The 24,922-nt window shown below is 57.6% G+C and carries 24 protein-coding genes; 12 read left to right on the top strand and 12 right to left on the bottom strand.

Annotated elements, in window-relative coordinates:
• The first annotated feature begins 44 nt into the window (after positions 1 to 44).
• A complete protein-coding gene (gene ghrB / locus AC6I8V_RS00250; protein WP_497843962.1) occupies positions 45 to 1,019 on the top strand; it encodes a glyoxylate/hydroxypyruvate reductase GhrB in 975 nt (324 codons plus the stop codon).
• 92 nt (positions 1,020 to 1,111) lie between these two features.
• The gene (locus AC6I8V_RS00245; RefSeq protein WP_497843961.1) at positions 1,112 to 2,359 is read left to right on the top strand and encodes a valine--pyruvate transaminase; all 1,248 of its coding nucleotides are present in this window, start codon (positions 1,112 to 1,114) and stop codon (positions 2,357 to 2,359) included.
• On the opposite strand, the gene AC6I8V_RS00240 is transcribed toward AC6I8V_RS00245, so the two are convergent.
• A complete protein-coding gene (locus tag AC6I8V_RS00240; RefSeq protein ID WP_497843960.1) occupies positions 2,356 to 3,810 on the bottom strand; it encodes an aminotransferase-like domain-containing protein in 1,455 nt (484 codons plus the stop codon). The genes AC6I8V_RS00245 and AC6I8V_RS00240 overlap by 4 nt on opposite strands.
• Positions 3,811 to 4,039: 229 nt before the next feature.
• On the opposite strand from AC6I8V_RS00240, the gene AC6I8V_RS00235 reads away from it, so the two are divergent.
• From AC6I8V_RS00235 to AC6I8V_RS00210, 6 genes are read left to right on the top strand one after another with little or no spacing between them, the layout of a single operon-like run.
• The gene (locus tag AC6I8V_RS00235) at positions 4,040 to 5,506 is read left to right on the top strand and encodes a hypothetical protein (protein ID WP_497843959.1); all 1,467 of its coding nucleotides are present in this window, start codon (positions 4,040 to 4,042) and stop codon (positions 5,504 to 5,506) included.
• Between the two features lie 17 nt (positions 5,507 to 5,523).
• Entirely contained in the window at positions 5,524 to 6,801 is a 1,278-nt protein-coding gene (locus tag AC6I8V_RS00230; protein ID WP_497843958.1) for an ATP-grasp domain-containing protein, read from the top strand.
• Complete coding sequence (locus AC6I8V_RS00225; RefSeq protein WP_497843957.1) at positions 6,789 to 7,496, top strand: class II glutamine amidotransferase; 708 nt, start codon at positions 6,789 to 6,791, stop codon at positions 7,494 to 7,496. Before AC6I8V_RS00230 ends, AC6I8V_RS00225 begins: the two co-directional genes overlap by 13 nt.
• 5 nt (positions 7,497 to 7,501) lie before the next feature.
• Positions 7,502 to 8,302: a 2OG-Fe(II)-dependent halogenase WelO5 family protein gene (locus tag AC6I8V_RS00220; RefSeq protein WP_497843956.1), complete on the top strand. Its 801-nt coding sequence runs from the start codon at positions 7,502 to 7,504 to the stop codon at positions 8,300 to 8,302.
• Positions 8,303 to 8,331: 29 nt separating this feature from the next.
• Positions 8,332 to 8,832 carry a YbaK/EbsC family protein gene (locus AC6I8V_RS00215; protein WP_497843955.1) on the top strand — a complete coding sequence of 167 codons (501 nt, stop codon included), beginning with the start codon at positions 8,332 to 8,334 and terminating at the stop codon, positions 8,830 to 8,832.
• 20 nt (positions 8,833 to 8,852) lie between these two features.
• Positions 8,853 to 9,758: an EamA family transporter gene (locus AC6I8V_RS00210; protein ID WP_497843954.1), complete on the top strand. Its 906-nt coding sequence runs from the start codon at positions 8,853 to 8,855 to the stop codon at positions 9,756 to 9,758.
• 89 nt (positions 9,759 to 9,847) lie between these two features.
• On the opposite strand, the gene ibpA is transcribed toward AC6I8V_RS00210, so the two are convergent.
• Positions 9,848 to 10,264 (bottom strand): small heat shock chaperone IbpA, encoded by a 417-nt coding sequence (gene ibpA, locus AC6I8V_RS00205; protein ID WP_013507211.1) that lies wholly within the window; start codon positions 10,262 to 10,264, stop codon positions 9,848 to 9,850.
• Between the two features lie 284 nt (positions 10,265 to 10,548).
• Here ibpA and AC6I8V_RS00200 point away from each other — a divergent pair, with 284 nt between their 5' ends.
• Positions 10,549 to 10,908: a YceK/YidQ family lipoprotein gene (locus AC6I8V_RS00200; protein ID WP_497845895.1), complete on the top strand. Its 360-nt coding sequence runs from the start codon at positions 10,549 to 10,551 to the stop codon at positions 10,906 to 10,908.
• Here the strand turns inward: AC6I8V_RS00200 and AC6I8V_RS00195 are convergent.
• From AC6I8V_RS00195 to dnaA, 10 genes are all read right to left on the bottom strand, one after another.
• Positions 10,886 to 12,148, bottom strand: a complete 1,263-nt coding sequence (locus AC6I8V_RS00195) for a YidR family protein (RefSeq protein WP_497843953.1) — start codon at positions 12,146 to 12,148, stop codon at positions 10,886 to 10,888. The two genes, AC6I8V_RS00200 and AC6I8V_RS00195, sit on opposite strands and share 23 nt — an antisense overlap.
• Positions 12,149 to 12,367: 219 nt before the next feature.
• Positions 12,368 to 13,177, bottom strand: coding sequence for a sugar-phosphatase (gene yidA / locus AC6I8V_RS00190; protein WP_497843952.1), 810 nt, complete (start codon positions 13,175 to 13,177; stop codon positions 12,368 to 12,370).
• A 92-nt stretch (positions 13,178 to 13,269) separates the two neighbouring features.
• Positions 13,270 to 14,559, bottom strand: a complete 1,290-nt coding sequence (locus tag AC6I8V_RS00185) for an MFS transporter (RefSeq protein ID WP_497843951.1) — start codon at positions 14,557 to 14,559, stop codon at positions 13,270 to 13,272.
• Positions 14,556 to 15,050, bottom strand: coding sequence for a NanQ anomerase/TabA/YiaL family protein (locus AC6I8V_RS00180; protein WP_497843950.1), 495 nt, complete (start codon positions 15,048 to 15,050; stop codon positions 14,556 to 14,558). The genes AC6I8V_RS00185 and AC6I8V_RS00180 overlap by 4 nt, the downstream gene beginning before the upstream one ends.
• Before the next feature lie 73 nt (positions 15,051 to 15,123).
• Entirely contained in the window at positions 15,124 to 16,047 is a 924-nt protein-coding gene (locus AC6I8V_RS00175) for a dihydrodipicolinate synthase family protein (RefSeq protein ID WP_497843949.1), read from the bottom strand.
• 35 nt (positions 16,048 to 16,082) lie between these two features.
• On the bottom strand, positions 16,083 to 17,282 hold the full coding sequence (locus AC6I8V_RS00170; RefSeq protein ID WP_497843948.1) for a ribokinase: 1,200 nt from the start codon (positions 17,280 to 17,282) through the stop codon (positions 16,083 to 16,085).
• Positions 17,283 to 17,480: 198 nt separating this feature from the next.
• Entirely contained in the window at positions 17,481 to 19,889 is a 2,409-nt protein-coding gene (gene gyrB, locus AC6I8V_RS00165) for a DNA topoisomerase (ATP-hydrolyzing) subunit B (protein WP_497843947.1), read from the bottom strand.
• A gap of 17 nt (positions 19,890 to 19,906) precedes the next feature.
• Positions 19,907 to 20,992: a DNA replication/repair protein RecF gene (gene recF / locus AC6I8V_RS00160; RefSeq protein WP_497843946.1), complete on the bottom strand. Its 1,086-nt coding sequence runs from the start codon at positions 20,990 to 20,992 to the stop codon at positions 19,907 to 19,909.
• Between the two features lie 85 nt (positions 20,993 to 21,077).
• Positions 21,078 to 22,178, bottom strand: coding sequence for a DNA polymerase III subunit beta (gene dnaN / locus AC6I8V_RS00155; protein ID WP_497843945.1), 1,101 nt, complete (start codon positions 22,176 to 22,178; stop codon positions 21,078 to 21,080).
• A gap of 4 nt (positions 22,179 to 22,182) precedes the next feature.
• The gene (dnaA, locus tag AC6I8V_RS00150; protein WP_497843944.1) at positions 22,183 to 23,583 is read right to left on the bottom strand and encodes a chromosomal replication initiator protein DnaA; all 1,401 of its coding nucleotides are present in this window, start codon (positions 23,581 to 23,583) and stop codon (positions 22,183 to 22,185) included.
• A gap of 600 nt (positions 23,584 to 24,183) precedes the next feature.
• Here dnaA and rpmH point away from each other — a divergent pair.
• From rpmH to yidD, 3 genes are read left to right on the top strand one after another with little or no spacing between them, the layout of a single operon-like run.
• Positions 24,184 to 24,324, top strand: a complete 141-nt coding sequence (gene rpmH / locus AC6I8V_RS00145; protein WP_003849659.1) for a 50S ribosomal protein L34 — start codon at positions 24,184 to 24,186, stop codon at positions 24,322 to 24,324.
• Positions 24,325 to 24,339: 15 nt separating this feature from the next.
• A complete protein-coding gene (rnpA, locus tag AC6I8V_RS00140) occupies positions 24,340 to 24,699 on the top strand; it encodes a ribonuclease P protein component (protein WP_036625704.1) in 360 nt (119 codons plus the stop codon).
• Positions 24,663 to 24,920, top strand: a complete 258-nt coding sequence (gene yidD, locus AC6I8V_RS00135; RefSeq protein ID WP_071668252.1) for a membrane protein insertion efficiency factor YidD — start codon at positions 24,663 to 24,665, stop codon at positions 24,918 to 24,920. Before rnpA ends, yidD begins: the two co-directional genes overlap by 37 nt.
• The last annotated feature ends 2 nt before the right edge of the window (positions 24,921 to 24,922 follow it).

Genomic DNA, 24,922 nt, shown 5'->3' with positions numbered 1-24,922 from the left:
CGGGCGACGCTGTCGCCCGTCACTCGTTCTACAGGGAGCAAAAGATGAAACCTGCTGTGATTCTTTACAAGAGCCTGCCGGATGACCTGCGCGCAAAACTGGACGCGCATTTCACCGTGACCGAAGTCAGCGACATTTCGCCCGAAAGCGTTAAACAACACGCGGCACAGTTTCAGCAGGCACAAGGGCTGCTGGGTTCCGGCGGCAAGGTGAATGCGGATTTGCTGGCACAGATGCCGGCCCTGCGCGCCTGTTCCACCGTGTCTGTCGGCTATGACAATTTTGATGTTGCGGCGCTGAACCAGCACGGTGTGGTGCTGATGCACACGCCAACGGTGCTGACGGAAACCGTGGCTGACACCATGATGGCGCTGGTGCTGAGCAGCGCGCGCCGTGTCACCGAACTGGATGCCTGGGTCAAAGCCGGTCAATGGCAGAAAAGCATCGGGCCGGAATACTACGGCGTCGACGTGCACCATAAAACCCTCGGCATTCTCGGTATGGGCCGTATCGGCCTGGCGCTGGCACAGCGCGCGCACTTCGGCTTCGGCATGAACATCCTCTACAACGCGCGCCGCCAGCATAGCGAAGCGGAAACCCGTTTTGGCGCTCGCGCCTGCGATCTGGAAACGCTGCTGAAAGAGAGCGATTTTGTCTGCATCAGCCTGCCGCTGACCGAGCAGACGCACCATATGATAGGCAGCGCGCAGCTGAAGCTGATGAAGCCGAGCGCCATTCTGATCAACGCCGGACGTGGCCCGGTGGTGGACGAGCAGGCGCTGATCGCCGCCCTGCAAGACGGAACGATCCACGCTGCGGGCCTGGACGTGTTTGAGAAAGAGCCGGTGCCTGCCGATTCCGCGCTGCTGAAGCTGCCCAATGTGGTGACGCTGCCGCATATCGGTTCCGCCACGCATGAAACCCGCGACGGCATGATGAGTGATGCCGTGGACAACCTGATCGCCGCATTAACCGGCAAAATCGAGAAGAATTGTGTCAATCCTGAGGTTGTGAAATAAGGCTTTGCACCTTTTCCCCGCCTGACCATTGCGCCTGCCTGTCGCGGGCGCTATGGTGTCCCCAATCTGCCATTACAATGTTTTAACCTCTTATGTCCTTTTCTCAGTTCGGCGACAAATTTACGCAACATTCCGGCATCTCACGTCTGATGGAAGACATGGGCGAAGGCCTGCGCACCCCAGGCACCATCATGCTCGGCGGCGGTAATCCGGCGCAGATCCCGGCAATGAACGACTATTTCCACCAGCTTTTGCAGCAGATGCATCAGGAAGGCAAGCTGAGCGAAGCGCTGTGTAATTACGATGGCCCGCGTGGCAAAACCTTGTTGCTCGAAGCGCTGGCTGACATGCTGCGCGAAGAGTTCGGCTGGCCGTTAACAGCGCAAAACATCGCGCTGACCAATGGCAGCCAGAGCGCTTTTTTCTATCTGTTTAACCTGTTCGCCGGTCATCGCGCCGACGGCAGCAAAAAGCGCGTGCTGTTCCCGCTGGCGCCGGAATATCTCGGCTACGCCGATGCGGGCCTCGAAGAAGGGTTGTTTGTTTCGGCCAAACCGAACATTGAGCTGCTGCCGGAAGGCCAGTTCAAATACCACGTCGATTTCGATCATCTGCCGCTAAATGATGAGGTCGGTCTGATTTGCGTATCGCGCCCGACCAACCCCACCGGCAACGTGATCACCGATGATGAGCTGTTGCAGCTGGATGCGCTGGCGCAGCAGCACGGCGTACCGCTGCTGATTGATAACGCCTATGGCGTGCCGTTCCCTGGCATTATCTTCAGCGAAGCGCGTCCGTTGTGGAATCCCAACATTATCCTGTGCATGAGCCTGTCGAAACTCGGCCTGCCGGGGGCACGTTGCGGCATTATCATCGCCGATGAAGGCACGATCAGCGCCATTGGCAACATGAATGGCATTATCAGCCTGGCGCCTGGCAGCATCGGCCCGGCTATCGCCAACGAGATGATCGCGCGCGGCGATTTGCTGCGTCTGTCTGAGCAGGTAATTAAGCCGTTTTATCAGCAGAAGGTGAGCGAAACCATCGCCATTATTCGTCGCTATTTGCCGGAAGAACGCTGCCTGATCCATAAACCCGAAGGGGCGATTTTTCTCTGGCTGTGGTTCCGCGATCTGCCGATCAGCACCGAAGCGCTGTATCAGCGTCTCAAAGCGCGTGGCGTACTGATGGTGCCAGGCCACTTCTTCTTCCCAGGCCTGGAGCAGGCGTGGCCGCATACCCATCAATGTATGCGCATGAACTATGTCCCGGACGCGGAAAACATTGAGCGTGCGGTGCAGATTCTGGCGGAAGAGATCGAAGACGCCTGGCGCGCTTAGTCCGGCCGGGCTTCGATTAATGACAGCTGGCACCACTGTGCCAGCTGGCGAATCGCCTGCTCCACTTCCGCATTCCAGCCAAACCCGGCGTTTAGCCGGAAGCAGTGATCGTAGCGGTGATCGGTGGCGAAAATATGCCCCGGCGCGATGCCAATCCCGGCGTTGCGCGCCTTAAGAAACAACGCCCGCACATTCAGCGCCTGAATCGGCATCTCCACCCACAGCACATAACCGCCTTCCGGATCGGACACCCGCGTACCCGGCGGGAAGTAGCGCAGCACCGCCTGCCGCATATGGCGAATCTGATTCGCCAGTTCACGCCGCAGTTTACGCAGGTGGGCATCATAGCCGCCGCTGCGCAGCAGTTCGGCAATCGCCGCCTGTGACAGCACCGAAGTGCCCATGGTCGAGGTGTATTTCAGCGAGGCGATTTTGCGCATGTAATTCACGCTGTGCACCCAGCCGATGCGAATGCCTGGCGCAACGGTTTTGGAGAAGCCGCTACACAGAATCACGTTCGGGCTAAACGCGCGCATGGGAAACGGTCGGCGTTCGCCAAACGCGGTGTCACCGAAGATATCATCCTCAATAATCACCACGTCGTTTTCGTCAGCCTGGCGCGCAATGTACGCCTTCTGCTCGTTGGGGATGCTTTTCCCCAGCGGGTTATTGATGTTGTTGATGCTGAGATAGGCCTGCACCGCCTTGCGCTGGAACAGCGAGGTCAGCTTCTCCACATTGACGTAGCCTTCCGCGCCCGCTTCCACTTCAATCACCCGCAGATTGAGGTTATGCAACATTTGCAGCAGCACGAAATAGCATGGCGATTCCACCGCCACAATATCGCCGGGGCGGGTGGTCGCGCGCAGCGACAGCGAGATCGCCTCAATGCAGCCGTTGGTGATCAGGATGTCATCGGCGTTGATATTGCAGCCATAATCCACCGCCCGGCGGGCAATTTCCGCTTTCAGCGGCGCATAGCCAGTGCCCTTCACCGTATTGCCGAGCAGCGCCGGTTTGCTGTACCCCATCTGACGCATCAGCAGACCAATTTTTTTCACCGGATATAGCGAGATATCGCCGTTCGCCAGGTCCAGACGGACGCGACAATCCGACCCCACCATCGCCAGGTGCAGCTCGGTCTGTTCATCCAGCGGGGCGATTTCACGCGGTTGCTCGTTGCTGACCACCGGCAATTTTTTGTCGGCTTTACGCGGCGCGACAAAAAAACCGGACTTAGGACGCGCCACCGCATAGTGTTCATCCTCAAGGGTCCGTAATGTTTTTAGCGCCGTGGTCATGCTGACACTGTACTGCGTGGCCAGGGTGCGCACCGAGGGTAAACGGCTGTCCGGCGGCAGCGATCCGCTGTGAATCGCCAGTTTGATCTGTTCTGCTATCTGACGGTAACGACTGCTCTGACTCTCCTGTTCTTCCGTCTCACCCGTCATCTGTTCCACCCCATATCGTGCTGATCTGTGCGTATCCATCAGATTACATTCAAAGTAGTTTAGGCTGCATCTCTTAAATTCTAACGATGCGTATCGGTGGCTGGCCGACAATCGCACAAGCATAAGAAGACTGAGACATTCATTCCGTAGCACCTTCAAGGCCCGTTTGCCGCAATGTTGTCGTGTTCAAGGCGATTGCGATTTTATTAGCCAAAGGAAAAAGTGAAAAATGAATAATCTGTCCACCATGATGAGAGAAATTGAAGGATACCTGTCCACCGCCATTCTCGAATCAGCCCAGTCCTGCTCCCAACGTTTGCTCGCCGCACTTCCCGATACGCATCATCCCGAAAATAACCGTGTGCTGCTCGCCTATGGCGGCGGCAAAGACAGCAGCTATATGGTGGCGTACGTACGCTACATTCAGGGGCTGATCTGGCAACAGCGCGGCACCACCTTTCAGCTACGTATCAGCACCAACCGCCATGCCGCAATGAACGACAGCGTGATGGAGAACATCGATCGCGTTTATCGCGCACTGCATATTCATAACGATGATTTTACCGAATGCCTGGTGACTGACGGATTACAGATCCGCCATTTTGAACGCCATTTACCGATGCCGGAAGCGGTGCGTCAGCAAAATCGCAATGATGTGCTGATGAACGGCCACCGCTTCCGCGCCGATGCCCGCTCCACCTTCTGCAACGCCTGCAACCTCAGCATGGTGAACTCCTTTGGCCTCGCGGCGCACTACGATGGCGGCGTGGACATGATCATCACCGGCGATTCGCCGCAGGAACAAACCGCGTACCTTGCCTGGGCACGTCATCTGTCGCGGCTGTTCGATGCGCCAGTAGCGGACAAATCACGCGGCTTCAGCGGCTTTCTGCAAACCCTGGATGGAGTAGCGGCACGCTATTTTGCCGATGTCTACGGCGCTGATCAGGTGACGCCCGCGCACCGCATCACCTGGCAGCTGGCGCGCGATCCGTTGTTCTTCAATATCTATCAGGACACCGCCTATGAGGCGGGCGCGCACTGGGCGCTGCTCACCGAGTTTATGCATTTCCGCTTCGACGAACTGATGTTCAGCTTTTCCGAATCGGACTGCGGCAATCCCACGTTAATGGCACATATTCGCGGTCTGCGTGCGGAGACGCTGTTGCAGCGTAGCTACGCCGAAGGCATTCGCGAATATGCGCGCTTTGCCCTGGGGTTGATGGAGCAGAAGGATTTTCCGCCGCAGCTGATAGCGGAAATGGCGGCGCGTTATCAGGACGATGACGCCATAGAACGGGCGCGCCAGCGTGCTGCGCGCTTCGCCGAACAGGCGTTTGGCCTGAATGAAACCCAGCTGGTGTGCATGATTTATTCGCCGTTTATCGCGGGCGGCAGCCAGCTGAAAGCCTGGCTGCAACAGCTGCCGGATGCGCCGGAAGAAGCGGCGGTGCGTGCGCTGCTGACCGGCGATAGCGACGATCTGCCGCTGGCGCAACAGCTGGCGCAACTTTCCGGCCTGACAATTTCGCAGATGCGCCATTGCTGGCGTAGCGCGCAGGTGAGTTCGCTGCTGGATAACCAGCACAGCGATGCTCTGTCACGCGTGCTGCGCTTCGATCCGCATAAGGCGGTGATTCAGGTCAACAATGGTGTCCTGCAGGACATCGTCACAGAAGTGATTTCCGGGCGCTGACCGGATAAGGCGAAGCGATGAGAAAAATTTTCCTGCAGATTGGCGCCACCCGCGACGGACAAAACCCGTACTGCGCGGTGGCGAAACGCGACGGCTATTTTACCGTACTGGCCGAGATGGGCGATTTTGTTGATTACCAGTCGCTGAGCATGACGCTGCCGTTCGACCTGATTGTTCGGCTTGATCGCCCGGAAAATCCCTGGGATGTGTTGCAGGCGTGCCTTCATGCCGGGCTACTGGAACATCCGCAGGTGGTGCTGGCAGGCTTTGAAGCCTACAACTTAGCGGCCTGCCGGGTACGCGAATTGTTGGCTGGCCCGGATGCCGGCCCCTGTTTTATCGCGCCGGATAAATACGCGCAACGCATGGCACTGCGCAAAGCCTGGCCGCGTTTTCCGCAGCCGGAGTTCCGCTTCTTTGCCTCGCCGCTCAGCATCCGCGATGCGCGTGAGGCGTTGCTGTATCCCTGTGTGATCAAGCCGGTTGATGGCGGCGGCGGCCTCGGCATCTGGCTGGTGGAGGAGGCCTGCCAGCTGGATAGCGTGGTGGACAAGCTGGTCGATACCATGAATTACGGCGGCCGTAGCTTCTCCGGTTTTATCGTCGAAAGCTGGCTGGCCGGGGACGAGTATTCGCTCCAGGGCGTGGTGGAGAACGGCCACGCGCTGGCGCTGACCTGCTGCCAGAAGGTGATTGAGCACCATAGCGATGAGGACGGTTGCATCAGCTTTTACGAATCCGGCCATGTGGCGGTAGCGGCGCAGCAGCTGCCTGCCGCCTTTTCCAGCCTGATGAGTTTCTGCTGTGAGACTTTTGGCTACCGCCAGGGCGCATTCCACATCGATTTCATTTTGGTGAACGGCGAGCCGCATTTCCTCGAAATGGGCTTCCGTCTCTCCGGCATGGGGGTAGTGAATCTGGTCGAGGAGGTCACCGGGATTAACTGGGCCGAGGTGGCGTTTCACATCGAGGCGGGCCACGGCCTGCCGGAGCTGCATTTCCGCCAGCAGGAGCAGGCGGTAGGTCGGCTGCGCCTGCGCCAGCGTCAGCAATATAGCCAGGCGGAAAACTGGATTGCACAGCAGCATCGTGGACAACTGCTGCCGCCGCTCAATCTGCCGCCGCTCGACGTCTCGCCGCGCTCCTCGCTGTATGCCGATTTAACCCGCCATGCCGGTATTCTCGCCACCTTCCGGCTGGCGGGTAACAGTCGCGACGAGATTCTGGCGATCTTCCATCAGATTCTCGCGGTTCCGTCTTTTGCCGCCAGAGGGGATTTACTATGTGCAGAATGATTCTGGCGCACGGTCAGTTTGATGCCGCCGCGGTTCTCGAGGCCGCGCGCATCATGAGCTGCGGTGAATCCGCCACCCATGATGGTCCGATCAAACAGCACCCGAACGGCTGGGGCATGTTATGGCTGGAGCAGGGCCGAATTCGCACCCTGCACGGCACCGGCACCTTTGCTGATGCGCTGCCCGGTATCGATATTGATCGTCTGCGCAGCCGTTTTCTGGCGGTGCATGTCCGCCACGCCACGCTGAGCAAAAATCAGGGTATCGAATTTTCCCACCCGCTCTGGCGCACCAGCGGCGAGACGCAGTGGTACATGATGCACAACGGCTTTTTGCCGACGGTGTATCAACAGCTCGGCATGGCGGAATCCCGTTTTGATTCCGCCGAGTACCTCGAATATATCGTTGACCGGGTGACTCCCGCCGATTTCACCCGCGATTACCTGCGCGACAAGATGGCACAGGTAGCACCGGGTGGCAGCTCGGCCAACGCCATTTTTATTACCCGCGAGAAAGCCTGGGCATGGCAGTGGCATCCCGATGACACGCCTTATCCCGATTACTTCACCCTGCACCACTGTCAGCAAAACAACAGCACCTATATCGCTTCAGAACCTATTTCAATATTGGGCACGGCGTCGGAATGGCGCCGCATGAGCAACCATGAACTTCATGAAATTCCTTTGTCGGAGTGAACACCATGGCCATTTTTAATCAGATACGCATCATTAACCCCAAAATGTTTGTGGAAAGCGCCTGGCTGGATGACATCGTTACCGCCCGCGTTCCGCTGCTGGTCCTGCGCGATTTCCTGACGCCGCAAGTGCGCCAGGCCGTGGTGGACGATTTGCAGCAATGCCGCGAGAAAGTACGGGTGTCGCACTACCCCAATGGCGCGTTAACCACGCTGGGGCCGTATCTGGCGAAGCACACTGCCGCGCCGGAAAACTATTTCACCGAGCTGCGGGATATTCAGCCCGCATTGCCGCCATCACTGCATTGCCTGCGCACGCAGGTCTACAACTGGGTGCAGCACGCGCTGCGGCTGGAGAGCCTGCAAACCGCCAGCGAACCGCAGCACGGTGATTACGCCGGGTCGATTGTGCGCTTCCACGCCAACGGCGTAGCCAATCCGCTGCATAACGACAATATCGTGCGCGATGCGGCGGGCAGCGGCCTCGCCGTGACCGACATTTTGCATCAGCTCAGCTGCGTGGTGTGTTTGCAGGAGTGCAACGCAGGCGGCGAATTACGCATCTTCAATAAGAAATGGCAGCCGGTGGACGAGCGTTTCAAAACGCCAGGCGAACTGGGTTACCAGAGTGGCGTGATTGATCAGTGCGAGATCTGCGAGTTTGCCCCGCGCAGTGGCGATATCTATCTGTTTAATCCTGCTTTTTATCATGAAATTGATCGGGTGGAAGGCGATACGCGCATCACCATGGGCTTCTTCTTTGGTCTGACCGACAAAAAGATGAAGCACGCGATAGCCTGGAGTTAACCCGTGGCCCGTCAGACGAGGAGAAAGAGATGACAACCTACGAAAAACTGATCGCCCAGCTGGACAACCATCAGGCGAATTACCGCGTGGTCGAGCATGAGGCGATCGGTCAGACCGATGTGATTAGCGAGATTCGCGGCAACGCGTTGAATCAGGCGGCGAAAGCGATGGTGCTGGAAGTCACCATGCCGGAGGGCGCGGATGCGCGTTATCTGCTGGCGATTGTGCCAGGGGATTGCAAAATCAACTTCAAAAGCGCGGCGCGCGCCATCGGCGGCAAGAAGTCGAGCTTCGCCGCCGCGGAAAAAGCGCAGGAGCTGACGCAGTGCGTAATGGGCGCGGTTCCGCCCTTTAGTTTTGATGATCGACTGGCGCTGCGCGTGGATGCGCGCCTGCGTGATGTCGGCACGCTGTGGTTCAATGCTGGCGAGCTGGAACGCTCGGTGGCGCTGGATATAAATGATTATTTTCGCGTTGTTGGCGATGACTGTTGTGCAGAGATCGCCACTCCGGTGACGGCGACCGCCTGATCGCGGCAGAAGGAATGTTTATGTCAGTCAAAGATATGCTATTAGCCCTCTGCGTCGTGGTGGCCTGGGGCGTTAATTTTGTGGTGATTAAGCTGGGCTTGCATGACATGCCACCGTTTCTGCTGGCGGGATTGCGTTTTACCCTTGTGGCCTTCCCGGCCATCTTTTTCGTCAAACGACCGGCGATCCCACTGCGCTGGTTAGTGGTGTACGGCATGACCATCAGTTTTGGTCAGTTTGCCTTTCTGTTCCTCGCCATTAAGCTCGGTATGCCCGCCGGGCTGGCCTCGCTGGTGTTGCAGGCACAGGCGTTTTTCACCCTGCTGCTCGGCGCGCTGCTGCTGGCGGAAAAGCTGCGCTGGAACCATATCGCCGGCATTCTGGTGGCGACGCTTGGCATGTTTATGCTGGCGACCGCAGGTATGGAGGGGCAAACCACCGCAGGCATCACCCTCACGACCATGATGCTGACGCTGGCGGCGGCGCTGTCGTGGGGACTGGGCAATATCACCAACAAGATTATCCTGCGTAACCGCAAAGTGCCGGTGATGTCGCTGGTGGTGTGGAGCGCGCTGGTGCCCATCGGGCCGTTTTTCGCCTGCGCATGGTGGTTCGACGGAGAAGCGGTTATCGTCACCAGCCTGCTGCACATCTCGCTGCAAACCGTGCTGGCGCTGATCTATCTTGCGTTTATCGCCACCATTGTCGGCTACGCCATCTGGGGCAATCTGCTGAGCCGGTACGAAACCTGGCGCGTGGCGCCGCTGTCATTATTGGTGCCCGTGGTGGGGATTCTTAGCGCGGCGCTGATGCTGGGTGAAACCCTGTCAGCGCAGCAGATGCTGGGGGCGTCGGTGATTATTCTCGGCCTGCTGGTGAATGTGTTTGGCGGCATGGTGAGCCAGCGATTTCTGGTGAGGACGTAAATAACTGAACGCCGCAGCGGCCATCCTGAAGGTCGATGCCGGACGGGCCAATAAAAAAAGCCGCATTTCTGCGGCTTTTTTCTTCTCAATTATTTGAGGATTTCAATCCGACGCGGTTTCGCCTCTTCCGGGACGATGCGTTCCAGATCGATGCTTAACAGGCCATTTTCGAGGCGGGCGTCGCGCACCACGATATGGTCAGCCAGCTGGAATTTTCGCTCAAAGTTACGCTCGGCGATGCCCTGGTACAGGTATTTACGTTCCTGTTGTTCCTCGGGATGCGCGCCGCGCACAACCAGCATGTTGTCGTGAGAAGTGATATCTAACTCGCTCTGGGCAAAGCCCGCAACGGCAATGGTGATACGGTAGTGGTTTTCATCCACCAGCTCGACGTTATACGGAGGATAGCCACCATTGGCCTGGTTCTGATTGGATTCCAGCAGGTTAAACAGACGGTCGAAACCAATCGCAGAACGATAAAGCGGAGAGAGATCAAAATTACGCATAATAGGACTCCTGAAATTCAGCAAGTTTTGGCAACCTTCCACTATGGACAGGTTGTATGGCCCGTCGATGTCCCTGTCGGCGACAGCAACGTGACCGTCCATTAAAAGTGGGTGCGGCCAAGGCACTTTCAAGGGTCGATGCGTGTTTTTTTGCAGCAATTCTGATGAAATGGCATACACTCAGGAAATTATTCACCTGGACTGAAAGACATCAACACAGAATGATGCGACATCAGGTGACAGACTCCAGCCAGGGCCAGGCCATGACTGAAGGGATGAAGATGATGAAGATGATGAAACGCTTTTCGCTGCCAGGCCTGTTGGTCTGCTGCGCCTGTACGGCCTCCGGTTGTTCCAGCGTCATGTCTCATACTGGCGCCAGCCAGGGTTATTATCCCGGCACCCGCGCCAGCGCAGAGATGCTAACCGATGACCAGACCAGCTGGGCGATAAAACCGCTGGCGCTGGTGGATCTGCCGTTCTCCGCCGTGATGGATACCCTTCTGCTGCCGTGGGACTACTTCCACCACGACGACGACAAATCAATCGACTCACCCCGTGAGCGCGTGCGGCAAAGCGAGAAGCTGGCCGGTACTGATGCCAGCCTCGCGACAGCAGCGTCTATGCCTGCGCCGTCGAACTGACGCAGAACAGCTGACGCCAGCCGTTAACATCTCGCATATAAGCGACCTTCGCTCCGTCCGGCGACCAGACCACCGCATCACCTGATGGCGGCTGGTCACTGCGCTGCGTCAGGCGACGACACGCCCCGCTCGCCAGCTCACAACGCATTACGCTGTTATCGCAGATAAACGCCAGCGCCTCGCCGGAGGGATGCCAGCTAAAGGCCGACTGGATGCTGCGGGTCAGTTGCGTCACCTGACGCGCCGCGCCGCCATTGGGCGATACCGTCCACAGCTGCACTACGCCGTTGTCATCCGTCAGCAGAAAAGCAATCGCGCTGCCATCCGGCGATGCCCGCAGCCAGTGGCGCGGTTGCAGCGCCAGCCCGTGGGTATGGGTAATGCGGCGCTGCTGCACACCGGCCGGTGGTGACGGCAACTGATCCGAAGTGCCCTGCAATGGCCCGGCGCCCGGCCTGGCGTAATCCGCTAACGCCTCCGGCAAATCAACCACAAATACTTCAGGTACCTTCCCGCCATCGGGTGCACGCGTATCGCCAATAAACGCGATGGCCCAGCGCTGCCAGCTGCCGTCCGGTTTCTGATAGCCGCGATGACCGATCCAGCACTCTTCGTACGCGCGATCGATCTGGTCGCTACCGGGTTGCGGATCGCGCTGCGTGTGGCTTACCAGCACACAATAATGGCTGCCATCGTATTCCCGCGGATGCTGCTTCGGCGGACACACCGGATGCAGCGGCACGGCAACGCCAACGTTGCGCAGATCATCGCGCGCATCTTTTTCATGCATCACATGATCGTTATAGGTAAAGCTCAGGCGCGAACCATCCGGGCTGAACACATGGACATGGGAACCACCACGCAGCGCCCCGGCCGTAAAAGGGGCGGTGATGTCGCAGGCATCGAGGTTTTCCGCGATCCCCTGCTGCACAATCACTCCACGGCGATGGTGAAAATCGTAATGCCAGTGCGCATCAGGATGTTCCGGGCCGTGGATGCACACATAACGCGGCGGCAGATCCGGGCTGACGGTAACCACCCCGACGTGCGCGCCTGCGCGCGCCTGATACAGCACCTCGACGGCACCGCTGGCGACATTGACCCGTTCGATGGTCAGGCTGGTAAAGGAGGCACCGGAAGGCCGGACATCAAACGCCAGCCATTGGCTGTCGGCGGTCCAGACATTGATATTGGTGAGCTGATGATGACGTTCTGCAAAGGTGAGTTGTTTTTCTGACATATGGCAACCTTACATCCAACTGTTGCCAGACAAACTACGCGATTCTGCCCTGCCGGGCCAGTGGTCCGGAGGGCCTCGCGCGATCATGCTGCGCGCTTTATATCACCGATCCGCAGGATGCCGGATTGGGATTTTGCCTGGTCGCCATAAATGGCGACCCTGCGGGTACCGGGTTGAGGTTTTGTAGGGTCAGCATTTATGCTGACCCAGGGAGGCGAATTACAGCACTAACTCTTCGATGGCGTAAGCGACGCCGTCTTCCATATTGGTTTTGGTGACAAACTGCGCGATGTTTTTGACCGAATCAATCGCATTGCCCATCGCCACGCCCGTTCCGGCGTACTCAATCATCGCCACGTCGTTTTCCTGATCGCCAATCGCCATCACTTCCGACTGTTGCAGCCCCAGTTTTTCCGCCAGCATTTTGACGCCGTAACCTTTGTTGACGCGGGGATCGAGGATTTCGAGGTAGTAAGGCGCACTTTTCAGCACGGTGTAGCTGTCGCGCGCGCGGTCTGGCAACGCCGCAATCGCCTTATCCAGCAGATCGGGTTTGTCGATCATCATCAGTTTCGGGAAGCGCGTGGCCGGGTCCATCTCTTCCACCGCGCGATAGCGCACCGGAATGCCGGTCAGGCTGGCCTCATGGATGGTGTATTCACTGATGTCTTTGTTCGGCGTGTAGAGATGCGACTTGTCGAACGCCTGAAAATGCACGCCAAGTTCACGCGCCAGCTGCTCGATGTAGAGATAATCACCAAACCCTAAGGTCACTTCCGCCACGCTATCGCCGCTGTCGGCGCGTTGTACCAGCGCGCCGTTATTGCTGATGCAATACTGGCCGGGCTGCTGTAAATCCAGCTCCATCAGGTAGCGCTCGACGCCAACAAAGGGACGACCGGTCGCCAGCAAGATAGAAACACCTTTATCGCGCGCACGCCCAATCGCCGATTTTACTGCCGGGGTGATCAGATGTTGCGGGTTGAGCAGGGTGCCGTCCATATCGATCGCAATCAGTTTTATCGCCATAACGTCCTCGTTAAATCGGGGGGTCTGCTTCCATGCTAGCGCGATTCAGCTCACATTGACCAGTTTATCGACGCCAGACGGCACCTTCCGTATCAATTCATCTGGAGTGGCTTACGCACAAACAGACCGTAGCTCAGCGCGCCAATCATCAGCAGCGCCGCCCCCAGCAAAAACACGTTGGTGAACTTGCCGGTCACATCCAGGATGATGCCGGTGACGATCGGTGCCATCGCCGCGCCAAGGAAACCCCCAAAGTTCTGGATCGCCCCCAACGACGCCACCTGCGATTTCGGCGCAATGTCCGTCGCCAGCGTCCAGAGCGCGCCCTGCGGCATCTGAGAGCAGAAGTAGCCGAGTGCCAGCAGCGTAATCGCCAGCGGCGTGCTATCCACGAACGGGATTGGCGCGACAAAGCAGGCAGCCAGCGCGGCACCGGTGACAATCGGGATTTTGCGCGCGGTGATAGCGCGAACGCCGCGGCGTACCAGCCGATCCGACAGCATACCGCCCACCAGCACGCCGAGAATACCGCAGAGGAACGGAATCGAGGCGATCCAGCCGGTGGCTTTCAGGCTAAAGCCGAGCGATTTTTCCAGATAACCCGGCAACCAGGTGAGATACACCCAGATGGTAAACATGATGGAGAAGTTACCGATCACCATAAACCAGGTGGTTTTCTGGCGGAACAGCGCGCCCCAGCTCGCCTGTGCTTTCTCTTTTGGATCAGCCACGCTGCGCTGGCCGGCGTGCAGCAGCGCATCTTCGCGGGCATCCGGATCGCGATAGAACTTCCACCACGCCAGCAGCAGCGGAATTCCCATCAGACCGATGGCGAAAAACATGCCGCGCCAGCCAAACGTCAGCAGCAACACGGTGAGAATCGGCGGCGCAATGGCGTTGGCGATTTGCGAACCGGTATTGATGATCGCTGTCGGCAGGCCGCGTTCGTTATCACCGAACCAGCGATGGGTAATTTTAATGCCCGAGGTAAAGAACGGGGACTCTGAAATGCCCAGCATCATGCGCAGGCCATAGAAGAAGCTGTAGCTATTCACAAACGCCGCCAGCACGGTAAAACCGGACCATAATCCCAGCGCCCACGAAAACATTTTCTTCGGGCCAAACTTATCCACCAGCCAGCCTGCGGGCAGGTTCGCCAGCGCGTAAGGCCAGAGAAACGCCGACAGCAGCAGACCCATCTCCGTTTGCGAGAAGCCGAACTCGGCGGCGATGGTGGTGTTGGCAATGCTCAGGTTGGCGCGGTCGAGGTAGTTGACCACCGCCGCCAGCAGCAGAATGGTGATGATGCCCCAGCGTAATTTGCCGACAAGCGTGGGCTGTGCCACCGCTGCCCCGGACAGCGTATTCACAGAGGTTTTCATTTGGCCACCTCCGCTGCGTTAAACAGGCTGAGGTGGATTTTGATCACTGCTTTACGGATGTGCTGCGCTTCGGGCGCAGCGCAACACGGGCGATGTACATCGTGCGGGAAAAACAGCGCGAACATGCCCGGCGTCAGGGTGATAACCGATTCATCAATGGTGTCCTGATAAAACACCACGTCGCGTTCGGCGCGCAGATCTTCGGTGATGACGTGCTGCGGATGCGCGCGTGCTACGCCAATATTCTCGCGCCCGGCCAGCAGGTACTGAATATCGACATAGCTGAAGTGCGACTCGGCACGGCGCGCGCTGGCCGGTTCGGTATCCATCTCCTGCACCAGACAGAACATCTGGTTATCCGGCAGCAGATCATATTTGCCGGTCGCAAGCTGGCTGAAATCGGTGTCGGCTATCCAGCGCAGCGCCTGGTCGACAATGGGGTGGAAGGCATGGCGCTCGCGCGCCCAATCCTGGCTATCACAGATAATCATGGTGTTTTCCCTGTCGTTATCGTTAGTGGGTTTTTCAGGTACAGCGGGAGGGCAAACGCCCTCCCCAGAGGGTTTACTGGCCGAGGCGTTGCTGCCAAATCTGGCTGCCATCACGGATCTGGTCGAGCAGAACGCCCAATCCCCAGAATTTCTCCAGCACATTGTCTTTGTTGACACGGCAGTGCTCGCTGGCAAAGGTGCCAAGACGCTGATGGTAGATTTTGGCGTTTTTCGGGTAGCCGAGCGTTTCCGTCACCGCGCTCAGCGACAGGAACAGCGACAGCTCGTGCGCTTGTTCCGGCTGCTGCGCGCCATGATGGTAGAGCCAGTGATACAGGCCCGGATGGAAGTTGGTGAAGACGCCGCTAAAGCCTTTGGAACCGGCCTGCATGGCGGGCCAGGCGATGGCGGCATTGGCGTTGATGATCGCCAGCGGCGTGCCTTCGGCCAGCTGCACGCGGCGGGTGACGGTCGGCAGATCGCAACTCACGTCTTTCAGCACCACAAAGCGTCCGCTGTTGGCGCAGAAGCTGAACTCGTCATCGCTCAGCAAACGGCGGTACGGCGCCGGACACTCGTACAATCCCAGCGGCATCTCGGCTGGCAAGGCCGCGAGCAGATGATTAAGGTGCGCGTAGAAAGTTTCGCTGCCTTCGTTTTTCGGATCGAGGTGATTGGTCACCAGCACCAGCGCATCAATGCCGGTAGTGGCCATGGCCTGGAGTTCTGCGGTTTGCTGCGCCAGATCGTCGCTGATATGGCCCGAGGCGATCACCGGCACGCGGCCCTGCACTTTCTCCACCACAAAGGCTGCCAGCGCCACGCGCTCCTCAAGGCTGAGGAACTGCATCTCGCTCGACTGGCATACGGCAAATAACGCATCAACGCCTTCCGCCAGATACCAGCTAATCAGCCGCTCCAGCCCCGGATAATCAACCTGATTGTCTGCCGTAAACGGCGTGAGCATAACCGGCACAATGCCTTCGATTTTTTTCATAGTCTCTCCTGCCAGCGGCTCCGCCGCTGTGATTGTTATCGTTGATTAAGTCGGGCCATAACCTGTTGACGATCCGGCATATTGCTGGCGCCTTCGCGTTCCACTGCCAGCGCGGCAAACGCGGCGGCCCAGGTTGCGGCCTGTAACAGGCTTTGCCCCTGCGCCAGCGCGGCGGCGAGCGCGCCGTTAAAAGCATCTCCCGCGCCAGTGGTATCGACGCTCAGCGCCGGGAAAGCCGGAATATGGTGAAACTGGTGGTTATCCAGCAGTAACGCACCGCGTGAACCCATGGTGATGATGACGCGCCGCGCGCCAAGCTGAACGATGGCCTGCGCCGCTGCACGCGCGCTGGCTATATCGACAATTTCAATGCCGGATAACCTTGAGGCTTCGGTTTCGTTGGGCGTCAGCACATCGATCATCGTCAGGCAGCTCAACACCTCGGCAGAGAACGGCGCCGGGTTCATGATCACCCGCACCCCAAGGGTGTGCGCCAGACGGATCGCGCTGCGGGTGGCGTCAAAATTGTTTTCCAGTTGCAGCAGCAACACGCTGGCGTCCGATAACTCATGGGTGAGTTCAGCAATCTCGTCATCGGTGAAGGTTTTGTTCGCGCCGGAATAGATGGCGATCATGTTCTCGCCATTCTCCTGCGAGACATAAATGATGGCGCTGCCGGTCGGCTCGCTGTCGGTTTGATACAGACGGAACGAATGGATGCCGGAGGCGGACAGATGGTCAAAGGCAAACTGGCTGAACTGATCGGTGCCGACTTTCGCCACAAAATGCACCCGCGTACCGGCGCAGCTGGCCGCCATCGCCTGATTCGCGCCTTTACCGCCTGGCCCAAGGGTGCTGCCCAGCGCCAGCAGCGATTCCCCACCACGTGGAAAGCGTGCCACCTTCGCCACAATATCCACATTGAAAGCGCCAAGAATGCACACTTTCCCGCTTTTTATCGGGGTTTTCGCCGCAGTTCGCCGCGCCTGAAGCCGTTCGAGCAACACTTCAAAATTGCCGCCGCTCTCGCTGATCAGCTTTTCCTGTAGGTTGCGACGTAGCGCAATCGCGCCGCCGTAGCAGCGTTGCACCAGTCCCTGACGCGCCAGCGCGCCGAGATCGGTTCGAATGGTTTCACGCGTCACGCCAAGCTGACTCGCCAGCCCGTTCACCGTCACGCGGTCCTGTTCATCCAGCCATTTAAGAATTTGATTGCGTCGTTCTTCCAGAAACATGCGTCATCCCCTCCGCTTCGCCAAAAGCGTAAGGGAGCAGGCCGCTGATGAAAGTGACGCGGATCGCAGCGCACGGGAAAAAACGGAAGCAAACAAAAGCTAACGCAGATGTTTTTTAAGCAAAAAGGGAAATGTCAGGCGGGTAACAACGGAGGCAGAAACAAAAAACCCTTCCCGGTCGGGAAGGGTTTTGGCATATCAGATGTCGATGTTGGCGGCTTTCAGCGCGTTCTCTTCGATGAAGGCGCGGCGCGGTTCAACCGCATCGCCCATCAGCGTGGTGAACAGCTGGTCGGCGGCGATAGCGTCTTTGATGGTGACGCGCAACATGCGGCGGCTGTCCGGGTCCATGGTGGTTTCCCACAGCTGCTCCGGGTTCATCTCGCCCAGACCTTTGTAGCGCTGAACTGACAAACCACGACGCGACTCTTTCACCAGCCACTCAATGGCCTGCTCGAAGCTGGTCACCGGCTGACGGCGATCGCCACGTTCGATAAAGGCGTCTTCTTCCACCAGGCCACGCAGCTGCTCGCCCAGACCACAGATTTTGCGGTACTCAGGACCGTCGATAAATTCGCTGTCCAGCGGGTAATCGGTATCCACACCGTGGGTACGCACGCGCAGCACCGGTTCGAACAGATTCTGTTCACGGTTCTCACGCACCTGCGCCAGATAGCTGCTGCCGTGCGCTTCACGCTCGGTCAGATAGGCCACCAGCCCATCCAGCCAGCTTTTCACCGCCGCTTCATCGCTGAGATCGCTCAGGGTCGGATGGTAGATCAGACCACGCAGCAGCGCGACCGGATAGCGGCGCTCCATACGTTTGATCATGCGCTGGGTGCTGTTGAAGTTCGCCACCAGACTTTCCAGCGGTTCGCCGCCCAGCGCCGGTGCACTGGCGTTGGTGTGCAGGGTCGCGCCATCCAGCGCGATAGCGATTTGATACTGATCCATCGCTTCGTCGTCTTTGATGTACTGCTCCTGCTTGCCTTTCTTCACTTTGTACAGCGGCGGCTGCGCAATGTAGACGTGGCCACGTTCAACGATTTCCGGCATCTGACGATAGAAGAAGGTCAACAGCAGCGTACGGATGTGCGAGCCGTCGACGTCCGCATCGGTCATGATGATGATGCTGTGATAACGCAGTTTGTCCGGGTTGTATTCGTCACGGCCAATGCCGCAGCCCAGCGCGGTGATCAGCGTCGCCACTTCCTGTGAAGAGAGCATTTTGTCGAAGCGCGCTTTCTCAACGTTCAGGATTTTGCCTTTCAGCGGCAGAATCGCCTGGTTTTTACGGTTACGGCCCTGTTTGGCCGAACCGCCTGCGGAGTCACCCTCCACCAGGTAGATTTCAGACAGCGCCGGATCGCGCTCCTGACAATCCGCCAGCTTGCCCGGCAGGCCAGCCAGATCCAGCGCGCCTTTACGGCGGGTCATTTCACGGGCGCGACGTGCGGCTTCACGCGCACGCGCAGCATCGATAATTTTGCCGACGACGATTTTGGCATCAGACGGGTTTTCCAGCAGGTATTCGCTCAGCAGTTCGTTCATCTGCTGCTCTACCGCGGATTTCACTTCCGAAGACACCAGCTTGTCTTTGGTCTGTGAGGAGAACTTCGGGTCCGGCACTTTTACCGAGACCACGGCCACCAGACCTTCACGCGCGTCATCGCCTGTGGCGCTGACTTTGGCTTTCTTGCTGTAGCCTTCTTTGTCCATATAGGCGTTCAGGGTACGCGTCATCGCGGCGCGGAAGCCCGCCAGGTGCGTACCGCCGTCGCGCTGTGGAATATTGTTGGTAAAGCAGTAGATGTTTTCCTGGAAACCATCATTCCACTGCAATGCCACTTCCACGCCAATGCCGTCCTTCTCAGTGGAGAAATAGAACACATTGGGGTGAATCGGGTTTTTGTTGCGGTTCAGGTACTCAACAAACGCCTTGATACCACCTTCGTAGTGGTAATGATCTTTTTTGTCATCGCGCTTGTCTTCCAGGCGGATCGACACGCCGGAGTTAAGGAACGACAGCTCACGCAGGCGTTTGGCGAGGATTTCGTACTCGAATTCGACAACGTTGGTGAAGGTGTCGTGGCTCGGCCAGAAACGAACGCGCGTACCGGTGGCATCGGTATCGCCCACTACCGCCAGCGGAGCCTGCGGCACACCGTGGACGTAGGTTTGCTGATGCACTTTGCCTTCGCGACGAATGGTCAGCTCCAGTTTCTGCGACAGGGCGTTAACCACGGAAACACCTACGCCGTGCAGACCACCGGAAACTTTATACGAGTTATCGTCGAACTTACCGCCAGCGTGCAGTACGGTCATGATGACTTCAGCCGCCGACACGCCCTCTTCCGGGTGAATGCCCGTGGGGATACCACGACCATCGTCCTGCACCGATACCGAGTTATCGGCATGAATGGTGACCATGATGTCACTACAGTGACCGGCGAGCGCTTCGTCGATGGCGTTATCCACGACCTCGAATACCATGTGATGCAGACCGGTGCCGTCATCCGTATCGCCGATATACATACCCGGGCGTTTGCGTACCGCATCAAGCCCTTTCAGAACTTTGATACTTGAGGAGTCATAAGAATTCGACATCAACGTTTCTCGCTCATTTAATCTTCAGGTTGAACCACTATTTTACCCTGTTCCACGCGGAACATCTTGCCCTTTTCGTCACTCATGTCGATTACATGCTCGACACCAATGGCACTGACAAATACCTGAGCCTGAGTGGCTTTTAAACGCTCTGCCAGCAAGCGGCGACGCACGTCATCCAGCTCCGAAGCAAAGTCATCAATCAGGTACAGGCAACGGCGTCCACTGCTGCGCGTCAGGTATTCCCCCTGCGCCAGGCGCAGCGCACACATCAGCAGTTTTAACTGGCCGCGTGAGAGTAAATCTTCCACCGGCGTATTTTCCGCGCGAATGCGGAAATCCGCCTTATGTGGACCGCTAGCGGTGTAGGTGAGCGCACGATCGCGCTCGAAATTGCGTTCCAGCAGTTCGCCATAGTCGCTCTCCTTGTCCCAGCCGCGCTGGAAGGAGAACGCCAGTTCAAACTCTGGTAAAAATTGGGCGCAGGTCGCCGTGATTTCGCTGGCTATCGCCTCACTGTATTCGGCGCGCCAGGCGCTGATTTGCTCCGCCAGCGGCACCAGCTCCTGATCCCACGGGCGAATCTGGCTGTAACGCGATACCTGGCGCAAGGCGGCATTGCGCTGCTTCAGCAGGCGACGCAGGTTGCTCCAGGCGTTGAAAAAACCGGGCGCGGCATGAAAACAGCCCCAGTCGATGTAGGCTCTGCGGTATTTGGGACCGCCATTGAGCAAAGTAAACCCCTCGGGGGTAATCAGCTGCATCGGCAGCAGCTGGGCCAGCTCAGCGACTTTGTGTCCATCGCTGCCATCAATGCGCACCTTGCTTTCACCGGCACGATTTTTGGTCAGGCCGACCGCCAGCTCGCGTTCGCTGCCTTCGATACGGCCATGCAACACAAAAGCCTGCTGATCGTGACGAATAACGCGCCCGGCTTGCAGGCTGCGGAAGGCGCGCCCATGCCCCAGGGTGTAAATCGCCTCCAGCACGCTGGTTTTGCCGCTGCCGTTAGCACCGACAAGGAAGTTAAAACCCGGCGCTAAGGCCAGATCGGCCTGTTCGATATTGCGAAAATCTTTAATCAGGAGGCGGGTTAAAGCCATGAAGTGTTCCGGGGATCAACGTAGGGGAGCCATAACGGCTCCCGTGAGGGTGCAGATATCAGCCGCGTCGGCATAAATGCCGACCCTACAATCTCATTGGCATCACAACATAAGCCGCTGCCGGGCTGGCGACATCTTCAATCTGCACACTCGATACCGAGTCGGTCAGCAGCAGACGTACGTTTTCGCACTTCAGCGCGTTCAGCACATCCAGCACGTAGCTGACGTTAAAACCGATCTCCAGCTCGCTGCCGTTGTAGCTGACATCCAGCATCTCTTCCGCTTCTTCCTGTTCCGGGTTATTAGCGGTGATCTTCAGCTGATTTTCGGTGATATAGATGCGAACGCCGCGGAATTTCTCGTTAGACAGAATCGCCGCGCGCGCGAACGCCTGCTTCAGCAGATCGCAGCCCGCTTCCAGCGCTTTGTCCGGGTTTTTCGGCAGCACGCGACGGTAATCCGGGAAGCGGCCATCCACCAGTTTTGAGGTGAAGATAAAATCGCCCACATGCGCGCGGATGTTGCTGCTGCCAATCTGAACCTGCAACGGCGTTTCACCCCCATCGAGCAGACGTACCAGCTCAATCACCCCTTTACGCGGCACGATCACCGAATGATTCGGCAGCGCCTGACCAATCGGCATGGAGCAGACCGCCAGACGGTGGCCATCGGTGGCGACGGTGCGCAGTTCTTCACCTTCGGTTTCAAACAACATGCCGTTGAGGTAGTAACGCACGTCCTGATGCGCCATCGAAAACTGCGTGGCTTCAATCAGACGTTTCAGCGTGGCCTGCGGCAACGTGAATTCAACTTCGCTCTGCCAGTCATCCAGATTCGGGAAGTCACTGGCCGGCAATGTGGAGAGCGAGAAACGGCTGCGGCCAGAGCGCACCAGCATTCTGTCGCCTTCCAGCGTGAGGTTAATCTCTGCGCCTTCCGGCAAGCCACGGCAAATATCGAGGAATTTACGCGCCGGTACGGTGGTCGCGCCAGGTTCGTGCGGCTGCGTTAACGCAACGCGGGCCACCATCTCCATTTCCAGATCGGTGCCGGTCAGCAGCAGGGTGCCTTCATTAACCTGCAGCAGTAAATTTCCGAGGATCGGTAGCGTCGGGCGCCCACCGAGCGGGCCGCTGACCTGTTGCAGCGGTTTCAGCAACTGCTCACGTTCAACAATAAATTTCATAGCGTCAGGAAGATAAAGTTCGAATGAGGTTAGAGAAATCTTCTTTGATGTCGTGGCTCTCTTCACGCAGCTGCTCGATTTTACGGCAGGCGTGAAGCACGGTGGTATGGTCGCGGCCACCAAACGCATCACCAATTTCCGGCAGGCTATGGTTGGTTAACTCTTTCGCCATCGCCATCGCCATCTGGCGCGGACGTGCTACCGAGCGCGAACGGCGCTTGGAGAGCAGATCGGCCACTTTAATTTTGTAGTACTCCGCCACCGTCTTCTGAATATTATCGATGGTGACCAGCTTTTCCTGCAACGCCAGCAGATCGCGCAGCGCTTCGCGAACGAAGTCGATGGTAATGGCGCGACCGGTAAAGTTGGCATTGGCAATCACGCGATTCAGCGCGCCTTCCAGCTCACGGACGTTAGAACGCAGACGCTTGGCAATAAAGAACGCCACTTCACCCGGCAGACGGATGTCGTTTTCATCGGCTTTCTTCATCAGGATCGCCACACGCGTTTCCAGCTCTGGCGGTTCGATCGCGACCGTCAGTCCCCAGCCAAAACGCGACTTGAGACGATCTTCCACGCCGTTGATCTCTTTTGGATAACGATCCGAGGTCAGGATGATCTGCTGATTGCCTTCCAGCAGCGCATTGAAGGTGTGGAAAAACTCTTCCTGCGAGCGCTCTTTGTTGGCAAAGAACTGGATGTCATCGATCAGCAGGGCATCGACAGAACGGTAATAACGTTTGAACTCTTCAATGGCGTTATTTTGCAGCGCTTTAACCATGTCCTGCACAAAACGCTCGGAGTGCATATACACCACTTTGGCATTGGGCTTGCGCGCCATGATGCCGTTGCCGACCGCGTGTAACAGGTGGGTTTTACCGAGACCGGTGCCGCCATAAAGGAATAACGGGTTATAAGCGCCGCCCGGATTGTCGGCCACCTGACGTGCCGCCGCGCGCGCCAGCTGGTTCGATTTACCTTCGACGAAGTTGTCAAAGTTATGGCGGTTATTCACATTGGAACGGTAGGTCACATCGGCCGGCGCAGGCACCGAATCCCAGCTTGGACGCAGGGTTTGCGCCGGGGCCGGACGGCTTTGCGTCGGGGCCGGCGCACTGACGCTGGCCATCGCGGGCTGGCTGGTAGCGACCTGCGCTACCGGGCGTGTGCCCACTTCAAAACGCAGCAACGGCACATCCGCTCCGCAGAATTCATTCAGCAGCCCATTAATACTGTTGAGATATTTATCCCGAACCCAGTCGAGTACAAACCGATTTGGTGCATACAAGGCCAGCGTATTGTCGTTCAATTCAGCCTGCAGCGGACGAATCCACATGCTGAATTCGGTGGCAGGAAGCTCATCCTGCAAACGGGCAAGACACTGTTGCCAAAGCGTAAGTGACACGGCGGACTCCACTCGTACAAAATCGATAAGAATTTCAGGCGCTAATAATAGAAACGTTCGTTTTTTGACACAGGCGGTCAGAAAGCGCCTGCGACCGCTATCCGCGGTGGTCTTCCCGGCGATCGCAGCGTGGATCGTCAGAGGAAGGGCGGATCATAGCGCAAAGCGGCACAGAGATCTTCCCTTTCTACACAGTTTTGATCCAATTTATCCACAGGGTGCCAGCGCGCTAAAGAGTTTACGCCTTCTGGCGGAAAAGCGAGCGAGGATCAGGATGAAAGCTGCAAATTTTCTGGCAGCCTCTCGTTTTCCGTGCAAAAAAACATCGGGCGATCGCAATAAGATCCTGCTCGATCCTTGCGCTTTCATATATAGCCCGTATAATTCTCCACCCCGGCGTTGTCGCGTACAGCCCAATGCCCGGAAACAGCGGGCTGTATCCGGGTTACCAGGTACCGCGACCAGCGAAGTAAATTGACTCCGGACTGTACAATTATTACAATCCCGCCTCTTTATTAAAGACACATTGAGGCGTAGGTCGATTTACTGGCCCGAAACGCGTCACCCAGTGAAAATTTTCAAGTTTAGGTAGAAATCGCCATGAAACGCACTTTTCAACCGTCCGTACTGAAGCGCAACCGTTCTCACGGCTTCCGTGCACGTATGGCAACTAAAAATGGTCGTCAGGTTCTGGCACGTCGTCGTGCTAAAGGCCGTTCTCGTCTGACCGTTTCTAAGTAATAAAAGCTAACCCTCGTGGTTAAGCTCGCATTTCCCAGGGAGTTACGTTTGTTAACTCCCACTCATTTCACTTTCGTCTTCCAGCAGCCACAAAGGGCTGGCACGCCGCAAATCACCATCCTCGGCCGCCTTAATTCGCTGGGGCATCCCCGCATCGGTCTCACCGTCGCCAAAAAACATGTGAAACGCGCCCATGAACGCAACCGGATCAAGCGATTGACCCGCGAAAGCTTTCGTCTGCGCCAGCATGAACTGCCCGCGATGGATTTTGTGGTCGTCGCTAAAAAAGGGGTTGCTGATCTGGATAACCGTGCGCTGGCGGAAGCGTTGGAGAAATTATGGCGTCGTCACTGTCGCCTGGCTCGCGGCTCCTGATCGCCCTGATACGCGTCTATCAACGCGCCATCAGCCCACTGCTGGGACCTCATTGCCGGTTCCATCCCACCTGTTCGCAGTATGGGATTGAGGCCTTGCGTCGCTTTGGCGTAATAAAAGGCAGTTGGTTGACGATAAAACGCGTATTAAAATGCCACCCGTTGAACCCGGGTGGCGACGATCCTGTGCCGCCAAAAACCTTTGATACCAGAGAACATTAACG

This window comes from Pantoea sp. X-Soil-TKNS-1207, assembly GCF_059730485.1.
Note: the sequence above shows the minus strand (reverse complement) of the source record. Positions and strands in the feature narration are given on the sequence as shown.

Bases quoted from the DNA above. Each gene is read 5' to 3' on its own strand.
- ghrB (WP_497843962.1), top strand. From the start codon at position 45: ATGAAACCTGCTGTGATTCTTTACAAGAGCCTGCCGGATGACCTGCGC.
- AC6I8V_RS00245 (WP_497843961.1), top strand. From the start codon at position 1,112: ATGTCCTTTTCTCAGTTCGGCGACAAATTTACGCAACATTCCGGCATC.
- AC6I8V_RS00240 (WP_497843960.1), bottom strand. From the start codon at position 3,810: ATGACGGGTGAGACGGAAGAACAGGAGAGTCAGAGCAGTCGTTACCGT.
- AC6I8V_RS00235 (WP_497843959.1), top strand. From the start codon at position 4,040: ATGAATAATCTGTCCACCATGATGAGAGAAATTGAAGGATACCTGTCC.
- AC6I8V_RS00230 (WP_497843958.1), top strand. From the start codon at position 5,524: ATGAGAAAAATTTTCCTGCAGATTGGCGCCACCCGCGACGGACAAAAC.
- AC6I8V_RS00225 (WP_497843957.1), top strand. From the start codon at position 6,789: ATGTGCAGAATGATTCTGGCGCACGGTCAGTTTGATGCCGCCGCGGTT.
- AC6I8V_RS00220 (WP_497843956.1), top strand. From the start codon at position 7,502: ATGGCCATTTTTAATCAGATACGCATCATTAACCCCAAAATGTTTGTG.
- AC6I8V_RS00215 (WP_497843955.1), top strand. From the start codon at position 8,332: ATGACAACCTACGAAAAACTGATCGCCCAGCTGGACAACCATCAGGCG.
- AC6I8V_RS00210 (WP_497843954.1), top strand. From the start codon at position 8,853: ATGTCAGTCAAAGATATGCTATTAGCCCTCTGCGTCGTGGTGGCCTGG.
- ibpA (WP_013507211.1), bottom strand. From the start codon at position 10,264: ATGCGTAATTTTGATCTCTCTCCGCTTTATCGTTCTGCGATTGGTTTC.
- AC6I8V_RS00200 (WP_497845895.1), top strand. From the start codon at position 10,549: ATGAAGATGATGAAACGCTTTTCGCTGCCAGGCCTGTTGGTCTGCTGC.
- AC6I8V_RS00195 (WP_497843953.1), bottom strand. From the start codon at position 12,148: ATGTCAGAAAAACAACTCACCTTTGCAGAACGTCATCATCAGCTCACC.
- yidA (WP_497843952.1), bottom strand. From the start codon at position 13,177: ATGGCGATAAAACTGATTGCGATCGATATGGACGGCACCCTGCTCAAC.
- AC6I8V_RS00185 (WP_497843951.1), bottom strand. From the start codon at position 14,559: ATGAAAACCTCTGTGAATACGCTGTCCGGGGCAGCGGTGGCACAGCCC.
- AC6I8V_RS00180 (WP_497843950.1), bottom strand. From the start codon at position 15,050: ATGATTATCTGTGATAGCCAGGATTGGGCGCGCGAGCGCCATGCCTTC.
- AC6I8V_RS00175 (WP_497843949.1), bottom strand. From the start codon at position 16,047: ATGAAAAAAATCGAAGGCATTGTGCCGGTTATGCTCACGCCGTTTACG.
- AC6I8V_RS00170 (WP_497843948.1), bottom strand. From the start codon at position 17,282: ATGTTTCTGGAAGAACGACGCAATCAAATTCTTAAATGGCTGGATGAA.
- gyrB (WP_497843947.1), bottom strand. From the start codon at position 19,889: ATGTCGAATTCTTATGACTCCTCAAGTATCAAAGTTCTGAAAGGGCTT.
- recF (WP_497843946.1), bottom strand. From the start codon at position 20,992: ATGGCTTTAACCCGCCTCCTGATTAAAGATTTTCGCAATATCGAACAG.
- dnaN (WP_497843945.1), bottom strand. From the start codon at position 22,178: ATGAAATTTATTGTTGAACGTGAGCAGTTGCTGAAACCGCTGCAACAG.
- rpmH (WP_003849659.1), top strand. From the start codon at position 24,184: ATGAAACGCACTTTTCAACCGTCCGTACTGAAGCGCAACCGTTCTCAC.
- yidD (WP_071668252.1), top strand. From the start codon at position 24,663: ATGGCGTCGTCACTGTCGCCTGGCTCGCGGCTCCTGATCGCCCTGATA.